Source organism: Yoonia sp. R78084 (genome assembly GCF_044595625.1).
In the GTDB taxonomy this organism is placed as follows: Bacteria; Pseudomonadota; Alphaproteobacteria; order Rhodobacterales; family Rhodobacteraceae; genus Yoonia.
The window spans coordinates 1,238,648-1,259,357 of sequence record NZ_CP138993.1; the positions used below are offsets into that span (position 1 = coordinate 1,238,648).

Genomic DNA, 20,710 nt, shown 5'->3' on the forward strand with positions numbered 1-20,710 from the left:
CGTTCCGCGCTCCCCCGGAGTATTTTAGGCAAGATGATGAGATGAGAACCTATCTGGATCACAATGCGACAACCCCGTTGCGGGCCGAGGCGCGGACCGCGATGCTGGCGGCCATGGATGTGGTTGGCAATCCGTCGTCTGTCCATGCCGAAGGGCGCGCAGCCAAAGGGGTTGTTGAAACCGCACGGCAGCAGATTGCCGAAGCTGTGGGTGCATCGGGTGCGGATGTGGTCTTTACATCGGGCGCGACGGAAGCTGCGGCACTGGCATTGGCGGGGCGCGGATTGAAGGCCGCCCCCATTGAACATGACGCGGTGCATGCCTGGGTTGATCCTTGTCTGGCCGTTGTGGATGGCGCTGTGCAGGTGGATGATCCGGCCGGATCGACCGTGCAACTGGCGAATTCGGAAACCGGTATTGTGCAGGATTTGCCGCAAGGATTGGCTGTGAGTGACATTACCCAAGGGTTTGGCAAAGTGCCTTTCGCTTTTTCGTGGTCCGGTGTGCAGATGGTCTTCCTGTCGGCGCATAAATTTGGTGGCCCCAAAGGCGTTGGTGCGTTGATCTTCCCGCAAGGCACAGATATCGCAGCACAAATCAAGGGTGGCGGGCAGGAAATGGGCCGCCGGTCCGGCACCGAGAACGTCGTGGCGATTGCCGGAATGGGTGCTGCTGCGGTGGCGGCACAGGCCGATCTGGCGGCTGGAAAATGGGAGCGGGTTGCCAAACTTAGAAATATTCTAGAAACAGCCATTGAGGCATCTGAAAAGAGCACTATTTTTGTCGGGAAAGGGTCGCAGCGCTTGCCGAACACAAGCTGTTTTGCCTCTCCTGGCTGGAAGGGTGAAACGCAGGTGATGGCGATGGATCTGGCAGGATTTGCTGTCTCGGCGGGCTCGGCCTGTTCGAGTGGCAAGGTCAAGACGAGCCGGGTGCTGCAGGCGCTGGGACTGGACGATGAGGTGGCATCAAGCGCAATCCGCGTGTCACTGGGCATCGAGACAACTGAGGATGAGGTTTTGCGCTTTGCGCAGGCCTGGAACGAAAAACGGGCGCGGCGCAGGGCCGCTTGAGAGGATGAAAAGATGACAGCTTTGGATACCGTAGAGGTCAAAGAAGGCGTTGATCAGGAGACCGTGGATGCGGTCAAGGAACTCTCTGGCAACTACAAATACGGCTGGAACACCGAGATCGAGATGGATTACGCCCCTAAAGGCGTAAACCCCGATATCGTGCGCCTGATCTCAAGCAAGAACAAAGAGCCCGAGTGGATGACCGAGTGGCGTCTGTCCGCGTTCGCCCGTTGGGAAAAGATGGACGAGCCGACGTGGGCGATGGTGAACTATCCTGACATCGATTTTCAGGATATCTATTACTATGCGCGCCCTAAAAGCATGGAAGAGAAGCCGAAATCGCTGGATGATGTCGATCCCAAGCTGTTGGCCACTTACGAAAAGCTGGGTATTCCGCTGAAAGAACAGATGATCCTTGCCGGTGTTGAAGGAGCGGAAGATGCGCCTGCCGAAGGCCGCAAAGTGGCTGTGGATGCGGTTTTTGATTCCGTGTCCGTCGGCACGACCTTCCAAAAGGAACTGGAAAAGGCGGGGGTGATCTTCTGCTCGATCTCCGAGGCGATTGAAAAGCACCCTGAGCTTGTGAAGAAATACCTTGGCACCGTGGTGCCGCCGTCGGACAACTTTTACGCCACGCTGAATTCCGCTGTGTTTTCAGATGGTTCCTTTGTGTACATCCCACCTGGTGTGCGCTGCCCAATGGAGCTTTCGACCTATTTCCGTATCAATGCTGAAAACACCGGCCAGTTCGAGCGCACCTTGATCATCGCAGATAAAGGCTCTTACGTGTCCTATCTTGAGGGCTGTACTGCGCCCAAGCGTGATGTGGCCCAGCTTCACGCGGCAGTGGTGGAAATTATCGTCGAAGAAGATGCCGAGGTGAAATATTCCACCGTACAGAACTGGTACCCCGGTGATGAGAACGGTGTTGGCGGCATCTATAACTTTGTGACCAAGCGCGCCGATTGCCGCGGCGACCGATCCAAGGTCATGTGGACGCAGGTCGAAACGGGCTCTGCCGTCACATGGAAGTATCCAAGCTGCATTCTGCGTGGCGATGACAGCCAGGGTGAGTTCTATTCCATCGCGATTGCCAACAACATGCAGCAGGCCGATACCGGCACCAAGATGATCCACTTGGGCAAAAATACCAAGTCGCGCATCGTGTCCAAAGGCATCAGTGCGGGCAAGGCACAGAACACCTATCGTGGTCTGGTGTCGATGCACCCCAAGGCCACGAAATCGCGCAACTATACCCAGTGCGACAGCCTTTTGATTGGCGATAAATGCGGGGCGCATACTGTCCCTTATATCGAGGTCAAGAATAACTCGTCCCGGGTCGAGCATGAGGCCACCACATCCAAGGTGGATGATGACCAGCTGTTCTATTGCCGTTCGCGCGGAATGGACGAGGAAGAGGCGGTCGCGCTCGTCGTGAACGGGTTCTGTAAGGAAGTGCTGCAAGCGCTGCCCATGGAATTCGCGATGGAGGCGCAGGCACTTGTGGCGATCTCGCTGGAAGGGTCTGTCGGCTGAATATGCTTCGCCTGCGTCAACATAACTGTCGTGACCTTGTCACGCTGCGGCCAATTTCTTGCCCCAGTTCAATGCCATTAGGGATTGAGCAATATTTTGGTGGGGCAGCGGCCTATGGCGACGCGGAAGTACGATATCAACGATTTCAATGCGCGGGTGAAGAAGATCAAGAACCCGCGCAACAAGTCGTACTACGACCCCGACCTGGGGATGCACATCCCCAAGCGCGTTACACGCGAAAAGATCGCGAAGCCGCAGGAACCATCCTTCTTGGGCAAGTTTATCGTCTCGATGATCATCGGGGCGCTGGCGTTGCTCTTCGCGCAAGTGCTGCGGATCCGCTATTTTGGCCTGCTCGAGCAAAGCGATGTGGTGTTCTATCTGGAACTGTTCATCGCGTTCTGGGCGATGGTGCTGTTTTCGGCAATTCTGGACCGGCGCAAGGTGGTGGAGCGGTTCGCGCAGGTCGCGGGTATCGCAGTGATGCTGACCGCAGGGCACAACCTGATCTGGCGCTGGCCCGAACCCATGGCGATGATCTATACCGCAGAATACGTGGATCAGATCATGGAAGTCACAACACAACATTCCGTTGTGTATCGCGGGACCGTTTTCGGCCTGTAAACCCACTCTATCGCAATGCGAAAACCCTGCGCGGCTTGGTCCGGCGCGGGGCCATGCGCGTTGGCGTAACACAATCATCTTCAGGAGAATAAAATGCTGGAAATCAAAGGCCTAGAGGTCAAACTGGAAGAAGAAGACAAGCAGATCCTGAAAGGCGTGGACCTGTCGATCGCACCGGGAACCGTGCATGCGATCATGGGCCCGAACGGGTCCGGCAAATCGACCCTGTCCTATGTGCTCTCGGGCAAGGACGGCTATGAGGTCACCGGTGGATCCGCCACGTTGGACGGCGAAGACCTGCTGGATATGGAACCTGAAGAGCGCGCGGCCTTGGGCCTGTTCCTTGCGTTCCAGTACCCAGTGGAAATTCCGGGTGTCGGCAATATGACCTTCCTGCGCACGGCTGTGAACGCACAGCGCAAAGCGCGCGGCGAGGACGAGTTGAGCGCCGCAGATTTCCTCAAAGAGGTCCGCGAAAAGGCCAAGAGCCTGAAGATCGACGCAGAGATGCTGAAGCGTCCGGTCAATGTCGGCTTCTCCGGTGGTGAGAAAAAGCGCAATGAAATCCTGCAAATGGCCATGCTTGAGCCCAAGATGTGCATTCTGGATGAGACAGATTCCGGTCTTGACGTTGATGCTATGAAGCTGGTTGCCGATGGCGTGAATGCACTGCGGTCCGAGGGGCGGTCGTTCCTTGTGATCACCCACTACCAGCGTCTGCTGGATCATATCCAGCCGGATATCGTGCACATCATGGCAAATGGCCGGATCATCAAATCCGGTGGCCCCGAGCTTGCGCTCGAGGTTGAAAACAACGGTTACGCCGACATTCTGTCCGAGGTGGCCTAATGGCACTGGCACAGTTGAAAATTGATACAACAGAGGCCCGATTGGCCGATGTCGACCTGCCGCAGGGGGCTGCCTGGGCAAATGCCGCGCGGGCCGATGCCTTGGCGCGCGTGCGCCAGATGGGTCTGCCGACCAAGCGTGACGAATACTGGAAATATACCGATCCGACATCCTTGACCGCGGTAGATGCGCCAGAGGCCGCGCTCTTCGCAAGCGATGAGGCGCCGCTTTTTGACACGGTTGACCGCGTAAAGATCGTTTTTGTGGACGGTGTGTTCGATGCGGATGCGTCTGACGATCTGGAGGCGACAGGCCTTGAGATCGAACGGCTGTCTGCTGCCATGGCGACAGACATCCACTGGGCCAAAGACATTTACGGTGTTCTCGAAGCGCGCGGTCAGAAACCTGTGGCGCGGCCCTTGGCGGCGCTGAACACGGCCCTTGCCACCGATGGCGTTGTGATCCGTGTGACAGGAAAGGCGACGAAACCCGTCAACTTTATCTACCTTCATGGTGATACCACCTCTGACGCGATCCTGCACAATGTGGTGAAGGTCGAGGCGGGGGCCGAGATGACCTTGCTGGAAACCGGCCCTGCAGCGGCGCGGTTCTCCAAGCTGCTGGAAGTGGAAGTGGCCGAGGGCGGCAAGTTCAACCATGTCCGCGCACAAGGCCGCGATCATGAACGTCGTGCCGTAACGCATTGTTTTGCAAGGATTGCTGCGGATTCTGTGTTTAAGTCCTTCACACTCACCTTCAACGGTGTGCTGACGCGCAACGAATGTGTGCTTGAGCTTGTCGGCGATGATGCTGTCGCCCATGTGGCGGGTGTCTGTGTCGGTGACGGCAAGGATTTCCATCACGATGACACCGTCTTCATCACCCATGACGCGTTGAACGGTGAAAGCCGTCAGGTGTTCAAAAAGGTGCTGCGCAACGGTGCGACGGGCGTCTTTCAGGGTAAGATTCTGGTCAAGGAAGGCGCGCAAAAGACCGATGGCTACCAGATCAGCCAGTCGCTTCTGCTCGATGATGACAGCCAGTTCCTCGCCAAGCCGGAGCTTGAGATATACGCCGATGATGTGGCCTGTTCGCATGGCTCCACCTCGGGGGCGATTGATGAAACGGCCCTGTTTTATCTCCGCTCGCGCGGTGTGCCCCATGACGAGGCACGCAATCTGCTGACCCTGTCGTTTCTGGCCGAGGCACTGGAAGAAATCGAGGACGAGACCCTGGCAGAAGACTTGCGCGACCGGCTTGAAGGCTGGCTGGCGCGGCACCGGTAATGCCTGTCACAAACGACATCATGCGGACGTGGCGCAGGCCGCGCGCCGTGATGCGCGAGTTGCTGGATCAAGGGCGGCGCGAAGACAGGGTCATCATGTATCTGATGGTCAGTTGCTTTCTGATCTTTGTGGCGCAGTGGCCCCGTTTGCGTCGGGTGGCGGAAGGGTTTGAACCCTCACCGTTTCCGCCTGACATGAACTTTGAGGGGATGATGACCTATACTTTCTTCGGGTCGGTCATCATCCTGCCTTTGATGATGTACGGGATCGCGGCGCTGTCGCATCTTGTGGCGAAGGTGCTGGGCGGGAAGGGGTCTTGGTTCGGGGCGCGCTTAGCTCTGTTCTGGACCATGCTGGCGACAACGCCGATGTTTTTGTTTTACGGTCTGGTGCGCGGCCTGATTGGGCATGGCACACAGGAGGTTCTTGTCGGTGCAATCGGGGCAATTGCCTTTGTTTTCATCTGGATACAATCCTTGCGCGAGGCGGAAAGCCATTCATGACCGTTGATTTTCAAACCTGGATGCGTGCCGTCTGGACCAGCATCATGGAGCCGTCAGAGAGCGCGCGCAAAGCGCTTGCGATGGACATACCTGTACAAGCTCTTTGGACAGGGCTGGCCCTTGTCGCGGTACTGAACGTGATCCTCGTGGCGTTGTTGCAGTTGATATCGCCCATGCCGCAGGCGATGCAGGATCAAGGTTTTGCACTGTCGCCCTTCGGGTTTTTCGCGATCATCGGCATCTTTTTCGTCCTGTTTGTTTACGGCATTTTCTATGCCGGCCGGATGATCGGCGGCCAAGGCACCTTGCAGGCCACCTTGACGATTGTGGTGTGGTTTCAGGCGGTCAGTCTGACGCTTGAGGCAATCCAGTTCGCACTGGTTCTGATTAGCCCCGCGATCGGGTCGATCTTCGGGCTGCTCACACTCGGCGCTTTGATCTGGTGTTTTATGAATTTTATCAACGTCTTGCACGGCTTCAACAATCTGGGCAAAGCCCTGGGTGCGATCGTTCTTGCCCTGATCGGGACCGCCCTGATCTCGGGCATCATTTTGGCTGTTCTGGGCGTAGGTCCGACAGGAGGTATGGCATGAGCTATGACATCAATAAAATCCGGTCCGATTTTCCGATCCTGTCGCGTGAGGTGAACAACAAGCCTCTGGTCTATCTCGACAACGGTGCATCGGCCCAGAAACCGCAGGTGGTGATTGACGCGGTCACCCGCGGCTATGCCGAGGAATACGCCAATGTGCACCGCGGTTTGCATTACCTCAGCAACCTGTCGACCGAGCGCTATGAGGGCGTGCGCGGGATCATCGCGCGCTTTCTCAATGCACCCGCCGAAGATGATATCATCATCAACTCCGGCACGACCGAGGGCATCAATATGGTGGCCTATGGCTGGGCCATGCCGCATCTGCAGGCGGGTGATGAAATCGTGCTTTCGATCATGGAGCACCACGCCAATATTGTGCCGTGGCATTTCCTGCGCGAACGGCAGGGCGTGGTAATCAAATGGGTCGATGTGGACGCCAATGGCGATCTGGACCCCCAGAAGGTGATTGATGCGATCGGCCCCAAGACCAAGCTGGTGGCGATCACCCATATGTCCAATGTTCTGGGCACCGTCGTTGACGTCAAAACCATCACCGCCGGTGCCCATGCCAAAGGCGTGCCTGTGCTGGTAGACGGCAGTCAGGCCGCCGTGCATATGCCGGTGGATGTGTCGGATATCGGGTGCGATTTCTATGCGGTGACGGGCCATAAACTCTACGGTCCGTCCGGGTCTGGTGCGATCTATGTGCGCAAGGAACGGATGGCTGAAATGCGCCCCTTCATGGGCGGTGGCGACATGATCCGCGATGTGACCCGCGATACTGTCACATGGAACGACCCGCCGATGAAGTTTGAAGCAGGCACGCCGGGGATTGTGCAGACAATCGCGCTTGGTGTGGCGCTGGAATACATGATGGAAATCGGCATGGACGCGATTGCCGCCCATGAACGTGGTTTGCGCGACTATGCCCGCGACCGGTTGGGCGGTTTGAACTGGCTCAGCGTGCAGGGGCAATCCGCGACCAAAGGCGCTATTTTCTCGTTCACGCTGGAAGGCGCGGCGCATGCGCATGACATCTCGACCGTGTTGGACAAAAAGGGTGTCGCTGTGCGTGCCGGTACCCATTGTGCGATGCCATTGATGGAACACATGGGCGTGGGCGCGACCTGCCGCGCGTCGTTTGGGATGTATAACACTACCGACGAAGTCGATGTTCTGATCGACGCGCTGGAACTTTGCCACGATCTTTTCGCGTAAGGTGGATCTTGATCCACCTTACCTGACTTTGCCGTTGCGACCCACAATCGGCGTCGTTATAGAACCCCTAGGCACCCGTAGCTCAGCTGGATAGAGCGCTGCCCTCCGAAGGCAGAGGCCAGAGGTTCGAATCCTCTCGGGTGCGCCAATTTCTATAGACCAAGAGCCTGAAGTTTTACGGCCTGCCGCGCGGCTAAGGCATCGACTTCGGCTTTCGTCTCCGCTGTCAGAACACCGCCCGGTTTGCGCAGTGTGTCATGTGCAATGACCCCGCGCTGCGCCAGCGTATATTTCCGGATTGCCAGCCCCAAACCCGGTTGCGCCTCATAACGCACCATCGGCATATAGGCGTCAAAGATATCGCGTGCGCGGTCGATATCCCCCGCGCTATGGGCGGCAATCACCTGCGCCATCATTTCGGGATAGGCAAAGCCAGTCATGGCCCCGTCCGCCCCGCGCAGCATCTCTTCCAGCAGGTAGAGCCCGCCATTGCCGCACAGGATCGATATCCGCCGCGCGCCTGCGTCCGAAGCGCGGCGCAGGGCGCTGATCTTTTCCAGCCCCGGCCAGTCCTCGTGTTTCAGCATCACGCAGGTCGGACAGTCCGCAACCACCTGCAGGATGACTTTGGTGGGGATCACGACATTGGTGACCAGCGGGAAGTCCTGCAAGACGAAAGGTGCATCTCCCAAGGTCTCGGCCGTGTTGTGGTAATAGGTCAGGATCTGGTCGTCGGTCTTAAGATTGCCGGGGGGGGCCACCATCACGCCCGCGGCGCCAAGGTCCATCGCCGCATCGGAGAGTGTTTTCATAGCGGCAAATCCCGGTGCCGAAACGCCAACGACAATGGGCACAGTGCTGCGCGCTGTGACACGTTTGACCACGGCAATTGATTCCTCGGCCGAGAGTTTTCCCGCCTCGCCCATCATGCCCAGAATGGTCAGCCCCGTCGCACCTTGTGCGATGTAGAAATCAACCATCCGGTCGACACTGTCCCAATCCAATGCGCCATCCGGCTTGAAGGGGGTCACGGCAATGGTGAAGACACCTTTGGCGGTTTCATCAAGCATCCCGATTTCCTTTGTGGCTAAGTATCAGGGCGATCTGGCCCAGCACCATTGCGGCGGCGGCCTGACAGGGTTCGACCACGGGCAGGCCGGTTTCATGTTCAAGGGTTGCGCGGTATTGCGCCATGCCCGCGCAGCCCATGATCAGCACATTCGCCCCGTCCTCATCGCGCAGCCGTTTGCCGGTGGCGATCATGGCCGCAAGGCTCTTGTTCGGATCAGCGAGGTCGGCCACCCCGAGGCCAAGGGCGCGGTCGCCGGCCAGCCGGTCCAGCACACCCATCGCGCCAAAGGCGCGCAAGTGGCGCGGGATCGAGGCAGGAAGGATGGCGATGACGCCAAAGCGCTGCCCGAGGGTCAGCGCGGTCATGACGGCCGCCTCCTGAATACCCGCGACGGGCAGGGCGGTTTGATCGCGCAGGGCATGCAGCCCCGGGTCTCCGAAACAGGCGATGACATAGCCTGCCGCATCGGTTTGTGCTGCCGCAAGTGCCAGCATGGGCGCGATGGTCAGATCGGCCTGCCGTTGGTTTTCGATGCCGGGGGGGCCGTCGGCGAGTGTCAGACAACGGATCGGGGTTCCGAATTTGCGCAGCGGATCAAGTGCGCGTTTGATCCCGTCCGTGACGGTCTGGGACGAATTGGGATTGATCACAATCAAGGTTTTACTGGTCATGCACTCTCACGCGTGGCGGACTGGATTTCGATTTGATAGCCTTCAGGGTCGTTGAAAACAAAAGCGCGGATTCCCAAGGCATCATTGACAAAGAGGTCGGACAGGTTGGCAAGATCTTCCTCTTGCGCGTAGGCATACCATGCATCCACATCGGGCACACGGATGCAAAGCTGCACGGGTTTGACCGCCTGCCATTTGTTCATGCCACGGCTTTCATCGACCAGCCCCACATGCGCGCCCGCGCAGATCCGGTAGATTTTGCACCATCCCTGATCAATGGCGAGCGGCAGCCCGAGAATATCTTCGTAGAACGCCATCGCGGTGGGCAGGTCGCGGTAATAGAGAAAGGTGATGGCAAGCGTGTTCGGGGCGTCGGGGCGGGGCATGCGTGATCCTCAGCTTTGGGGGGCTGTTGGCGTGACAGCAAGCGCGGGGCGGTCAATCTTGCGCCCCATGCCGGGCGTTGTTGTCAGGGCACCGTCTGTCACAATCCGCGCCCCCCGCAGCCAGACATCCGTGGGCCAGCCGGTGACCGTGCGGCCCACCCACGGATTGTAGCCCACGTTGTCATGCAGGTCGTTCGCGCCGTAGGTGACCGTCTTTTCAGGGTCCCAGAGGGTAATATCGGCGTGCATGCCGACAGCCAAAGCGCCCTTTTGGGGCAGGCCATAGATTTCGGCAGCGGCGGTGGCGGTAAGGCGGGCAAAAGCCGCGGGTCCGCCACGGCCCTGGCTGACCATCGCGTCGAACATCAGTGGCAGGCGGGTTTCCAGCCCGGGAAGCCCATTTGCGATCTCGTGGAACCCTGCGTCAGGTCCGGCCGAGAGTTTGCCGCTTGCGTCAAAACGGTAAGGCGCGTGGTCGGAAGAGACGATTTGTAGATCACCCTCTAGAAGAGCGGACCAGAGCGCCTCTTGATCCGCGACTTGTCGCTGCGGGGGAGAGCACATCCATTTTCCGCCCTCCAATCCGGGTTGGCGCAGGATGTCCTCGTTCATGAACAGGTAATGGGGGCAGGTTTCGGCCCAGACCGGCGTACCGCGTGCGCGGGCGCTGCTGACGGCGGCGGCACCCTCTGTGGTGGAGATGTGAAAGAGCATCACCGGCTGCCCCAGATATTCGGCAAAGCGGCAGATCCGTTCCACCGCCTCGATCTCGGCCATGCGCGGATGTGAGGCTGCGTGGAAATGCGGGGCGGTCTTGCCTGCGACAATGAGTTCGGATTTCGCCTGTGCGATGATGGCATCGGTTTCGGCGTGAACACAGACCAATGCACCATGGGCGCGGGCCTGGGACATCACGGACAGGATTTGCGCGTCCGACAGTTGGATGTTGTAGGTGGTAAAAACCTTGATGGAGCGGTTGCCCGCGCCGATCAGCGCGGCCAGATCATCCGCGAAAGCGGGCACGCTGGTATCAGTGACCGTCATATGAAACGCATAGTCGATCATCGCTCCGCGATCAGCGCGGGCGCTGTAATCGGCGACGGTCTGGGCCAGCCGCTCGCCTTTCGCCTGCGCCGCGAAAGAGATCACGCTTGTGGTGCCGCCAAGGGCTGCGGATCTTGTGGCGGTCTCGAAAGTGTCGGCATTCATCACACCCATGCCGGACATTTGCTCGATATGCGCATGCGGGTCGATGCCCCCGGGCATGACGAATTTTCCCGCCGCGTCGATGATCGTTTTTGCAGGACCGAGCTGTGTACCGACCGCCGCGATGTTTTCCCCGCGCACGGCAAGATCACCAGTCACCACACCGGCCGGTGTCACGATCCGGCCGCCTGTGATCAGTAAATCGAACGGGTCGGACATGGGGCGGCTCCTTGCGGCGTGTTGGGTGCATGTTGCCCTTCACACGACAGTATCCGCAAGTCCCTTCGTCGCTCTAGACCTTGTCGTGTTTATCCTTGAGATCCCGCACTGAGGCGCGCCCGATCATATGCGCACCGATGGGTGAGGTAAGCATCAGAAAGATGATCGTCGCGATGACGCGTGCGGTGACTTCGGTCTGGGCCAGATAGAACGCACCGCCGATCAGGATCAGACTACTGCCCAGCACACCTGCTTTGGTCGAAGCATGCATACGGGTCAGCACATCGGGCAGACGCAGTACGCCAATTGCAGCGACGAGGGCAAAGAAACCGCCCAACAGAAGGAAAATACCGATGATGACATTAATCATTGGCGTTCTCCTCTTGGCGGGCATCGCGGCGTTCGGCGAAACGGGCAAGTGCGACGGTGGCAAGGAAGCCAACCAGCGCGAGCACGAGGGCCACGTCAAGCAATGCAGGCTCTCCGGTTCCGACGACAACCACACCACAGACGGCGATGATCGACACGGTCATCATATCAAGCGCCACCACGCGGTCGGCGAGCGTGGGACCTTTGGCCAGACGGATAAAGGCGATAGCGAGCGACAGCATCACCATCAAGAAACTTGCGTAGATCGCGAGATCCAGAAATGCGGCGGAAGTCATGCTTCGAATACCTCTTTGACCATGCGTTCCATGCCGTTTTTCAGACTTGCGATCACCGCATCAGGGTCATCAGCAAACATTGCATGGACAATCAGTGTTTTGCGGTCAGGTGTCACATCAAGCGACAGCGTGCCGGGGGTGAGCGAAATCAGGTTGGTGACCAGCAGGATCTCGATGTCGGACTTCACATCCAGTGGCATCTCGAGAATTTTGGGGTTGCTGTAATCGGTGGGCGTCAGCACGTCATAGGCGACACGGATACTCGAGACGCAGAGATCATAGAGGAAATAGAGCACCAGCCGCACGATGCGGTAGGCGCGCAGGTAATATCCGCTTGGCCCGCCGAAAAGCGGCTGCGCGATCCACAGCGTCACAAAGCCCACGATAAAACCTGCGACCAGCTGGAACGAGGTCAGGCTGCCCCAAAGTGACGCCCAGATGACCGCCAGCAGCAGGTTGAGAAGAAACAGGTTCATCGCACTTCTCCCAACACGGTGGTGATATAGGCGGTCGGATCAAGCAGTTGCGCGGTTGTGCGCTCGGCAAACTGGACGAAGGGTTCGGGGTTGAGCCCGATAAAGACCGTCAGTGCGGCAAGGCCTGCGACGGGCAAAAGCTGCGCCCATTTGTGCTCAAGATTCTTCAGCTCGGGTTGGATTCCATCGGGATGGTTCTTCCAAAAGGCCTCGGCCCATATTTTTGTCATCGAATAGATCGTCATCAGACCCACAGCCAGCGCGATGAAGGCAACAAACCACATTTCGATATCAAGTGTTGCCTTGACGATGATGTATTTCGCCCAGAACCCTGACAGCGGCGGAAAGCCAGCCAGTGAAAAGGCAGGGATCAGGAACAGGATCGCAAGGAGTGGCGCTGACTTATAGAGGCCGCCAATCTGGTAAACCTCGGTGCCGCCGGTCAGGCGTTTGGCGATGCCCGCGATCAGGAACAGGTTCGCTTTCACGATGATGTGGTGCACGAGATAGAAGACCGCACCGACCAGTGCCAGCGGTGTCATCAGCGCGAGGCCCAACACCATATAGCCGATCTGGCTGATAATGTGGAACGACAGGATTTTGCGGAAATCCGACTGCGCCGCCGCACCCAGAACGCCGATCACCATGGTCAGACAGGCGACCCACAACAGCACCGTATGCGTAAAGCCGATGTCGTGGTCAAAGACCAGCGTGAACATCCGGATCAGCGCATAGACCCCGACCTTGGTCAGCAGGCCCGCAAAGACTGCCGAGACCGAAAAGCTGGGAGTGTGATAGGCGGCAGGCAGCCAGAAGAAGAGCGGAAAGACCGCCGCTTTGACCCCGAAGGCGACCATGAACATCATCGCGACAACGGTCAGCAGGCCCTGATTTTCAACGCCTTCGACCTTCAGCGCAAGATCGGCAAAGTTCAATGTGCCGGTCATGCCATAGAGCAGCCCGATGCCAGTCAGGAACAGGATCGTCGAAATCAGGTTCAAGGCCACGTATTTCACGCCGCCGTCGATCTGCTCTTTGCCGCCGTTCAGGATCAGCAGGCCGAAAGAGGCAATCAACATCACCTCGAACCAGACATAAAGGTTGAACAGATCGCCTGTCATAAATGCGCCCGTCACGCCCGCGAGCAGCAATTGAAACAGCGCATGATAACCCAGTTTCGCCTGGCGCTCTGTAATGTCACCCAAGGCATAGATCGCGACGGCAAAGCCGGTGATGGCGGTGATCAGGACCATGACAGCAGACAGCAAGTCCGCCACCAGTGTGATCCCGAAAGGCGCGGGCCAATTGCCCATCTGCCCCGCAACGACGCCCGCGTCGAGCACGACAACCATCAGCGCGATCGAGGCCAAGAGCCCAAGCCCCGATCCGACGATCGACACCCATGCGCCAACGGGGTTGGCCCGCAGCAGATAGGCAATAATCGCCGTCAGGAACGGAATGGCGAGGGGAAGTGTCAGATACCAACTCATGAATGGGGTTCTTTTGGTTCGGCGACGCGCATCTCGTCGGTATTCAGGGTGCCAAGGCTTTGATAAGCGCGGAAGGCAAGGATGAGGGCAAAGGCGAAAAGGCCAAAGCCGATGACAATCGCAGTCAGCACAAGCGCCTGGGGCAGGGCGTTGGCCACCACACCTGCAGGCGCATCCAGCCCGTCAGGCACCAGCGGCGGCGCACCCGGTGTCAGACGGCCTGCGACAAAGATCGTCAGGTTGGCCGCGTTGGACAACAAGATCAGCCCGAAGAGAAACCGCAGCAGGTTCCGCGCAAGCATCAGATAAACCGCCGCCGCGACCAGAATGCCGATCAGGATCGAGAGAAGCTGTTCCATCAGACCGCCTCCTCCAATGCAAAGGTGATCGACAGGATCGCCCCCAAGACCACCAGATAAACCCCGATATCAAACACCAGCACGGTGGACAGTGGCAGGCCCTTCTCGGTCTCGGTCGCGCCGATAAAGAGCCATTGTCCGGTAAAGAGCGCGTCACCCCAGAGCACGGCCATCAGACCCGCGACCAGCGCGATCCCAAGACCCGCACCCGCGATACTGCCCGGATCAAAACGCAGTGCCTTGCGGGCATCTGCCGTGCCACATGCGATGGCATAAACGACAAAACCCGTGGCGGCGATCAGCCCGCCGATAAACCCGCCACCCGGTGCGTTGTGCCCGCGCAGCAGCATGTACGCGGAAAACACCAAGAGCAGGACAACCTGTAGCCGCGCACCTGCGCGCAGAATAACGGAGTTCATGGCTTATCCTCCTCGGGCTTACTCTTGAGCAGGGCAAAGATGCTGATCGCAGCGATCAGAACGACCGCGATTTCGCCGAATGTATCCAAGGCGCGGAAATCCACGAGGATGACGTTGACGATGTTTTGCCCGAACGCCTGCGGATAGCTGGCGGTTTCAAAGAAAGTGGTCAATTCGCGGTCAATCGGGCCGGTCGTGACCTTGAGCAGGATCACGGTTGTCACAACGCCCAGGCCAACCGAAATGATCGCATCAAGCCAGCGTTTGCGCAGCGGTTCGGGCGTCAGGCTTGGCAATTTCAGCGCGGCCGCAGCAAAAAGCACCACAACAAGGGTTTCGACCAGAAGCTGGGTAATCGCCACGTCCGGCGCGCTATAAAGAATAAAGATCATCGCCATGCCGATACCGACAACGCCAAGCCCTGCAATTGCAGTGATCCGCGAATTCGTGACCAGCACGAGGATCGACCCCAGAAGGACAAGCAAAAAGACCAGCCAGTCCCAAAGCTGAACTTGCGGGACACCCAAGGCAGGGATGCCTGTGCTGCGGAAAAACAGCGTCACAGCGAGCACGGCAAGGGCGGTGCCGAAAGTCGCAACCATATAATGATAAAGTACACCGGTCTGGATCACACGGGTCAGGGCCTTGGACCCCGCCGCAATTCCCGCCATCAGCTTGTCCCAGCCGTTGTCAAACTTCGGGCTGCGCTCGGTCAGATCAATCAGGATCGCGCGCAGCTTGAGTTTGTAGGCATAAATCGCAAAGCCCAGAACGAAGGTCGCGATACTGAGGAAGAGGGGCAGGTTGACGCCGGCCCAGAGTTTCAGTTCTTTTGCGGGCTCTGCACTGCCGACAATCGACGCGACGGTCGGGTTCACCAGCATGGTGGCCAATGTGTCCGGGAAGATGCCAAAGAAGGCACCAAGGAGGGCCAGCACGACGGGGCCGACCAGCATGGGCCACGGTGCCTCTTTTACGCCTGCAATCGGCGCGCCGGATTTGCTCCAGAAGGGCCGGAAAGACACGATACCTGCAATCGCCACCATCAAAGCGCTGGCGATCAGAAAGGCACCCGCGACAAGGTACGGCTCGGATGCCACGGCGATGGCACCGGCATATTTTAACTCTTTCCCGATGAAGCCAAGGAAGGGCGGGAAGCCCGCCATCGAAAGTGCTGCCACGGCGGCAGCGGCGGCTGTGACGGGCATGGCGCGCGCCATCCCGAACAGTTTACCCGCCTCGCGCGTGCCGGTTTGCGCATCCAGAATACCGACCACAAGGAAGAGCGCCGCCTTGTAAAGCGAGTGGACGATCAGGAATGTGGCTGCGGCGGTGATCGTATAGCCGCTTTCATTGCCCAAAAGCAGCGTCAGCGCACCAAGAGCCATGAGCGTGGTATAGGCCAGCGCCAGTTTCAGATCGGTTTGCCGCAGCGCCATGACAGAGGCAAACACCATGGTGATGGCGCCCGCGATGGTCAGGGTCCAAAGCCAGAAATCGGTGCCGGCAAGCGACGGATGCGTGCGCGCCATCAGATAGACGCCCGCTTTCACCATCGTGGCCGAGTGCAGATAGGCGCTCACAGGGGTCGGGGCGGCCATCGCGTTGGGAAGCCAGAAATGGAAGGGCATCTGTGCAGATTTGGTAAAAGCACCGGCCAGAACCAAAAGAGTAATCGGCAGATACATGACACTTCCGGTCAACACGCCGGGCATGGCGTTGATCTCGGACATCTCAAAGGTCCCTGCGGTGGTGCCGATGAGGATGATCCCCGCCAGAAGCGCCAGACCGCCGACACCTGTCATCATCAGGGCCTGCAGGGCCGAACGGCGCGCCTTGACCGTGTCATGGCTAAAACCGATCAGCAGATAGGACGTGATCGTCGTCAATTCCCAAAAGACGAACAACGCCAAAAGGTTGTCCGAAATCACCAGACCGATCATCGCCAACATGAAACTGGTCAGGTAAAGCGAAAAACGCGCCTGATGCACATGACCCGCCAGATAGCGCGCAGAATAGAGCATCACCAGCGCACCAATGCCGGTAATCAGCAGTGCGAATGTCAGGCTGAGCCCGTCTATATAGAAGCTGACATTGACGCCCAGGCTTGGCACCCATTCCCAAACGAAGCGCAACGTGTCGCCGGCCGCGATCACGGGCAACATTCCTGCGAACCAGATAAAAAGGCTGCCAGCGATGACGACGGGGAGGAGACCAGCGAGCGTCATCCAGCGGGTGGGCGTTGATGTATCCAATGTTTTTATCCGGTCAGAATGTATTCACTGCGTGTTGAGATGTAGCTTTTCAAGCGGCAGAGGCAACAAGTTTGGTGAAGGATGCCGGCCCGCCAATGCGGCAATCGCTGCGCGCCTGGTGCCGGATGCGTCTGGTCTGAAATCGCTGCATTCTGTTTTTGGCCCGCAACACATTGCAACTTGTGCAAGTCCTTGCAGGCGCGTCCCTTTTTGTCCCCAACTGCGACTGGATGTAGCAGCAAATATAATATAGTGAAGTCAATGGGACGTTAAGTTTTGATAGGAATTTCCTATCGGATGGGGGACAGATGACCAAATTGCCCAGTATGCTCCAGATGCGCTATCTGGTGGCGCTTTCCGAGACGCGGCACTTTCGCAAAGCGGCCGAGGCAATGGGGATCAGCCAGCCCTCGCTGAGCTTGCAAATAGGCAATCTCGAAGAGCTTCTGGGCCTGCGTCTTGTGGAACGGGGGCGCGGGCCTGTGACGCTGACGCCCGAGGGGCGCGAGGTCGTGGCGCGGGCCTCGCGGATCCTGCACGAGGTGCGCGGGATCATGGATTTGACAGCGGCGCTGCAGACAGGGTTGACCGGTACCATCCGGCTGGGCACGACGCCGACAATCGGGCCCTATCTGATGCCGTTCGTGGTGGAACGGTTGCACGCGAAATACCCCGACCTACGACTTTATATCCGCGAGGTTGCGCCGCGCGATCTGCGCGGTGAGCTTCTGGCGGGCAGCCTTGATGTCATTCTCACACAATTGCCCGAGGGCGGCGCGGACCTGACCACACAGCGCCTGTTTCGCGAACCCCTGCTTTTGGCGCTGCCGGATGACCACGCTTTGGCAGCAAAATCAGAAGTGACCGAAGCGGACTTGCTGGATCTGAATGTGCTCTCGCTGGGGCCGGACTATGCCATGCATGCCCAGATTGCAGCCTTGTGCCAGCAGCATGGGGGCATCATCGCGCGCGACTATGAAGGCACGAGCCTTGATGCCATTCGTCAGATGGTCGGGATGGGGATGGGCGTAGCACTTTTGCCGCGGCTATATGCGTGGTCCGAAATTGATAGCCGGTCCAGCAATGTCACAGTGCGTCCGTTCCGGCGCAGTTCGGTGACGCGGTCTATTGGTCTGGTGTGGCGGCGGGCTGCAAATGCAGGGATGTTCGAGCGCCTATCGGATGTGATCCGAAATGCGGCACGCGCAAACCTTCAGACGGGGCAATCGCCGATTATTCTGGATTAGGGGGTCGCGGGTGGCCTAGCCGCGCCAGCTCCGTATCGGGCCGCAATCCATATGGACAAAGTTTGACCCGTTGTAGCGGCCCACACCGCCCGCACGACAGGCAATCGCCGCGTTGGCCATTTGCGCTGTTGTCCGGCTGGTCAAGCGCAGATCGGCGGCCTGGCCGCGCATGTGCAAAGAATTGCGTGCAACACCGCGGCTGCTGGAACGGAGCATCTGGTTTGTCTGGGGGGAGCGGTAGCCGGAAAGAAGAAGGTAGGGTTCGCTGGTTTCCATCAGGTTCAGCGCGGCCGACATGATATCGATTGTGCGCAGATCCATCTGTACTGCTTCGCCTGTGCGCCAGTCGCGCATGTGCATATTAATTTCGCGGACTGCTTCGGCGATATACTCACCCTCGATCCAGTAGATCGTGTCCAGGCGTTCGCCGGTGCGGCCGGAATGCATTGCGATCCGGCGCACATCGCCAGCACCACGCAAAAAACCCGCCGCGTTGGAATATGTTGGTGCTGCTGCAACGGCTGTTGCTGCAAATGCGCCCAGTAATCCGCGCCGGGTGAACCCAGAGGAGTTTGTTTTTTTCATGTGTTTCGCGCCTGTCCCGTCGCTCGACTTAATTGGCCAATTTTTCAGTGGCTTGTCCCGACATCTCCCCAGATGTGCAGGTGGTATTACATATTTCGAATCGTTGACCAAGACCTGTTTAGGCAATTGTGCTTAACAAGTGGGAAATTGGCGAATTTTCGCGCATTTGTGGCTTTGAGGATTCAATGTCACACCGCGGGGCTGCAACGGTGCAACACTTTACAACCGCGTGAATGGCTCGCGCTTTTGTCAATAGACACAAATTCGGGTAGGGATATGCATACTTTTGATCACACTGTCCGAAGTGTATTGTAAGTCATTGTTTATTAAGGGACCGAAACGCGATGTCTGCTGCCATTTTGCCCCGGAACCGTTTGCGCGCTGTGTTGCCAACGATTTTTGCCGCCTTGATTTTTCTCTTCTCCGCCCCGCAAGCGCAGGCCCAAGTCACCGAATTCCGGCAGGCTGTCGCAGAGGCGGCATCAAGTGATCCCGACCTGCTCAGCTTTTACCGCGAGCGCGGATTTGATGGTATCTGGAGCGCGCGGGATGACCGCAATCGCCGTAACGCTTTGCTTGCGGCGTTCAACAGTGCGGGCGACCATGGTCTGCCAACGAACCGTTATGATGCGGCAGGTCTGATTGCCCAGCTGGAGGCTGCGTCGACGCCGCAACAGCAGGGCCGTCTGGAAGTTGAACTGTCGCGCCAGTTTCTGGACTATGCGCGTGATATCCAGACAGGGTTGCTGACACCGTCAAGCATAGATGCCTCGATCGTGCGGCAGGTGCCCTTGCGGTCGCGCTTGAGCACGATGCGTGCCTTTGCGCAATCCAATCCGGCTGCGTTTCTGCGCGCGCTGCCGCCCAGCGCCCCGGAATACACACGCCTGATGTCCGAAAAGATGCGGATGGAACGTTTGTTGGCCGATGGCGGCTGGGGGCCTACGGTTCCGGGCCAGAAATACGAGCGTGGTGATAGCGGCGCGGGTGTTGTCGCGCTGCGTAACCGTCTGATTGCGATGGGCTATCTGCAGCGGACGACGACCCAAACCTACGACGATGCAATTTTCGGCGCGATTACCCGCTTTCAGGAGGCCCATGGCCTTGCCATTGATGGCACCGCAGGTCCGGGCACACTTGCCGAGATCAACAAGCAGCCCGAAGAACGCCTGCGCTCCATCATCGTTGCGATGGAACGCGAACGCTGGATCAACCGCCCGCGTGGCGAGCGTTATATCTGGGTGAACATCACGGATTTCACCGCCAAGATATTCGACAACGGCGTCGAGACTTTCTCGACCCGTTCGGTCGTGGGCGCGCGTGACCGCGACCGCGTCACGCCCGAGTTTTCGGATGTGATGGAATTTATGGTCATCAATCCAAGCTGGTACGTCCCGCGTTCCATCATCACCAAGGAATATCTGCCGCAGTTGCGGGCAAACCCCAATGCAGTGCGCAATCTGGTGATCACAGATCGCAATGGCCGTGTGGTTGACCGTAGCAGTGCTGATTTCAGCGGTTACACCGAGACAAACTTTCCCTATTCCATGCGCGAACCCCCAAGTCAGGGCAATGCCTTGGGGCTTGTGAAGTTCATGTTCCCGAACCGCTACAACATCTATCTGCACGACACCCCCTCCAAGAGCCTCTTTGGCCGCGAGGTGCGCGCCTATAGCCACGGGTGTGTGCGTCTGGCCGATCCGTTCGATTTTGCCTATGCCTTGCTTGCAAGGCAGGTGGGCAACCCCGAAGAGGTGTTTCAGGCGCATCTGCGCTCTGGTCGGGAACGGCGCGTTGATCTTGAGGCACCGGTGCCGGTGCACATTATCTACCGGACGGCCTTTGTGCCTGCGGACGGGCGTGTGCAATTCCGCCGCGATGTTTATGGCCGTGACGGACGGATCTGGAACGCGCTTGCGCGGGAAGGGGTGGCTCTTCGCGCCGTTCGCGGGTAAATCTGACCCCGGAATAATACG

The 20,710-nt window shown here is 58.5% G+C and carries 22 protein-coding genes and 1 tRNA gene; 11 read left to right on the forward strand and 12 right to left on the reverse strand.

The window, feature by feature from the left end:
* The first annotated feature begins 41 nt into the window (after positions 1–41).
* The 9 genes from SJY29_RS06420 (at position 42) to SJY29_RS06460 (ending at position 7,832) form a co-directional block, all read left to right on the forward strand.
* Positions 42–1,073, forward strand: coding sequence for a cysteine desulfurase family protein (locus SJY29_RS06420; protein WP_400088018.1), 1,032 nt, complete (start codon positions 42–44; stop codon positions 1,071–1,073).
* Positions 1,074–1,085: 12 nt separating this feature from the next.
* A complete protein-coding gene (gene sufB, locus SJY29_RS06425) occupies positions 1,086–2,609 on the forward strand; it encodes a Fe-S cluster assembly protein SufB (protein ID WP_400088020.1) in 1,524 nt (507 codons plus the stop codon).
* A 114-nt stretch (positions 2,610–2,723) separates the two neighbouring features.
* Positions 2,724–3,233: a hypothetical protein gene (locus SJY29_RS06430; protein WP_110278680.1), complete on the forward strand. Its 510-nt coding sequence runs from the start codon at positions 2,724–2,726 to the stop codon at positions 3,231–3,233.
* 93 nt (positions 3,234–3,326) lie between these two features.
* Positions 3,327–4,082: a Fe-S cluster assembly ATPase SufC gene (gene sufC / locus SJY29_RS06435; RefSeq protein ID WP_110278681.1), complete on the forward strand. Its 756-nt coding sequence runs from the start codon at positions 3,327–3,329 to the stop codon at positions 4,080–4,082.
* The gene (locus tag SJY29_RS06440) at positions 4,082–5,368 is read left to right on the forward strand and encodes a SufB/SufD family protein (protein ID WP_400088022.1); all 1,287 of its coding nucleotides are present in this window, start codon (positions 4,082–4,084) and stop codon (positions 5,366–5,368) included. Before sufC ends, SJY29_RS06440 begins: the two co-directional genes overlap by 1 nt.
* On the forward strand, positions 5,368–5,871 hold the full coding sequence (locus tag SJY29_RS06445; RefSeq protein ID WP_400088024.1) for a YIP1 family protein: 504 nt from the start codon (positions 5,368–5,370) through the stop codon (positions 5,869–5,871). Before SJY29_RS06440 ends, SJY29_RS06445 begins: the two co-directional genes overlap by 1 nt.
* Positions 5,868–6,464, forward strand: a complete 597-nt coding sequence (locus SJY29_RS06450) for a YIP1 family protein (RefSeq protein WP_400088026.1) — start codon at positions 5,868–5,870, stop codon at positions 6,462–6,464. The genes SJY29_RS06445 and SJY29_RS06450 overlap by 4 nt, the downstream gene beginning before the upstream one ends.
* Positions 6,461–7,684 (forward strand): cysteine desulfurase, encoded by a 1,224-nt coding sequence (locus SJY29_RS06455; protein WP_400088028.1) that lies wholly within the window; start codon positions 6,461–6,463, stop codon positions 7,682–7,684. The genes SJY29_RS06450 and SJY29_RS06455 overlap by 4 nt, the downstream gene beginning before the upstream one ends.
* Before the next feature lie 71 nt (positions 7,685–7,755).
* Positions 7,756–7,832 (forward strand) — tRNA-Arg (locus SJY29_RS06460).
* A gap of 4 nt (positions 7,833–7,836) precedes the next feature.
* Here SJY29_RS06460 and SJY29_RS06465 read toward each other — a convergent pair.
* From SJY29_RS06465 to mbhE, 11 genes are all read right to left on the reverse strand, one after another.
* Positions 7,837–8,754 carry a dihydrodipicolinate synthase family protein gene (locus SJY29_RS06465; protein WP_400088030.1) on the reverse strand — a complete coding sequence of 306 codons (918 nt, stop codon included), beginning with the start codon at positions 8,752–8,754 and terminating at the stop codon, positions 7,837–7,839.
* The gene (locus SJY29_RS06470) at positions 8,747–9,427 is read right to left on the reverse strand and encodes an aspartate/glutamate racemase family protein (protein WP_400088032.1); all 681 of its coding nucleotides are present in this window, start codon (positions 9,425–9,427) and stop codon (positions 8,747–8,749) included. The genes SJY29_RS06465 and SJY29_RS06470 overlap by 8 nt, the downstream gene beginning before the upstream one ends.
* Positions 9,424–9,813, reverse strand: a complete 390-nt coding sequence (locus SJY29_RS06475) for a VOC family protein (protein ID WP_400088034.1) — start codon at positions 9,811–9,813, stop codon at positions 9,424–9,426. Before SJY29_RS06475 ends, SJY29_RS06470 begins: the two co-directional genes overlap by 4 nt.
* Before the next feature lie 9 nt (positions 9,814–9,822).
* Positions 9,823–11,238 (reverse strand): dihydropyrimidinase, encoded by a 1,416-nt coding sequence (gene hydA, locus SJY29_RS06480; protein ID WP_400088036.1) that lies wholly within the window; start codon positions 11,236–11,238, stop codon positions 9,823–9,825.
* A 73-nt stretch (positions 11,239–11,311) separates the two neighbouring features.
* The gene (gene mnhG, locus SJY29_RS06485) at positions 11,312–11,608 is read right to left on the reverse strand and encodes a monovalent cation/H(+) antiporter subunit G (RefSeq protein WP_110278690.1); all 297 of its coding nucleotides are present in this window, start codon (positions 11,606–11,608) and stop codon (positions 11,312–11,314) included.
* On the reverse strand, positions 11,601–11,903 hold the full coding sequence (locus SJY29_RS06490) for a monovalent cation/H+ antiporter complex subunit F (protein WP_110278691.1): 303 nt from the start codon (positions 11,901–11,903) through the stop codon (positions 11,601–11,603). The genes mnhG and SJY29_RS06490 overlap by 8 nt, the downstream gene beginning before the upstream one ends.
* Entirely contained in the window at positions 11,900–12,379 is a 480-nt protein-coding gene (locus SJY29_RS06495; protein ID WP_110278692.1) for a Na+/H+ antiporter subunit E, read from the reverse strand. The genes SJY29_RS06490 and SJY29_RS06495 overlap by 4 nt, the downstream gene beginning before the upstream one ends.
* Positions 12,376–13,869, reverse strand: coding sequence for a Na+/H+ antiporter subunit D (locus tag SJY29_RS06500; RefSeq protein ID WP_400088039.1), 1,494 nt, complete (start codon positions 13,867–13,869; stop codon positions 12,376–12,378). Before SJY29_RS06500 ends, SJY29_RS06495 begins: the two co-directional genes overlap by 4 nt.
* Positions 13,866–14,228 carry a Na+/H+ antiporter subunit C gene (locus SJY29_RS06505; RefSeq protein ID WP_076658530.1) on the reverse strand — a complete coding sequence of 121 codons (363 nt, stop codon included), beginning with the start codon at positions 14,226–14,228 and terminating at the stop codon, positions 13,866–13,868. Before SJY29_RS06505 ends, SJY29_RS06500 begins: the two co-directional genes overlap by 4 nt.
* The gene (locus SJY29_RS06510; protein ID WP_076658529.1) at positions 14,228–14,647 is read right to left on the reverse strand and encodes a Na+/H+ antiporter subunit B; all 420 of its coding nucleotides are present in this window, start codon (positions 14,645–14,647) and stop codon (positions 14,228–14,230) included. Before SJY29_RS06510 ends, SJY29_RS06505 begins: the two co-directional genes overlap by 1 nt.
* The gene (gene mbhE, locus SJY29_RS06515; protein WP_400088041.1) at positions 14,644–16,875 is read right to left on the reverse strand and encodes a hydrogen gas-evolving membrane-bound hydrogenase subunit E; all 2,232 of its coding nucleotides are present in this window, start codon (positions 16,873–16,875) and stop codon (positions 14,644–14,646) included. The genes SJY29_RS06510 and mbhE overlap by 4 nt, the downstream gene beginning before the upstream one ends.
* 335 nt (positions 16,876–17,210) lie before the next feature.
* On the opposite strand from mbhE, the gene SJY29_RS06520 reads away from it, so the two are divergent.
* Entirely contained in the window at positions 17,211–18,149 is a 939-nt protein-coding gene (locus tag SJY29_RS06520; RefSeq protein WP_400088043.1) for a hydrogen peroxide-inducible genes activator, read from the forward strand.
* 15 nt (positions 18,150–18,164) lie between these two features.
* On the opposite strand, the gene SJY29_RS06525 is transcribed toward SJY29_RS06520, so the two are convergent.
* The gene (locus tag SJY29_RS06525; protein WP_400088045.1) at positions 18,165–18,734 is read right to left on the reverse strand and encodes a YcbK family protein; all 570 of its coding nucleotides are present in this window, start codon (positions 18,732–18,734) and stop codon (positions 18,165–18,167) included.
* Positions 18,735–19,078: 344 nt separating this feature from the next.
* On the opposite strand from SJY29_RS06525, the gene SJY29_RS06530 reads away from it, so the two are divergent.
* Positions 19,079–20,689, forward strand: coding sequence for a murein L,D-transpeptidase (locus SJY29_RS06530; protein WP_400088047.1), 1,611 nt, complete (start codon positions 19,079–19,081; stop codon positions 20,687–20,689).
* Positions 20,690–20,710 lie beyond the last annotated feature (21 nt).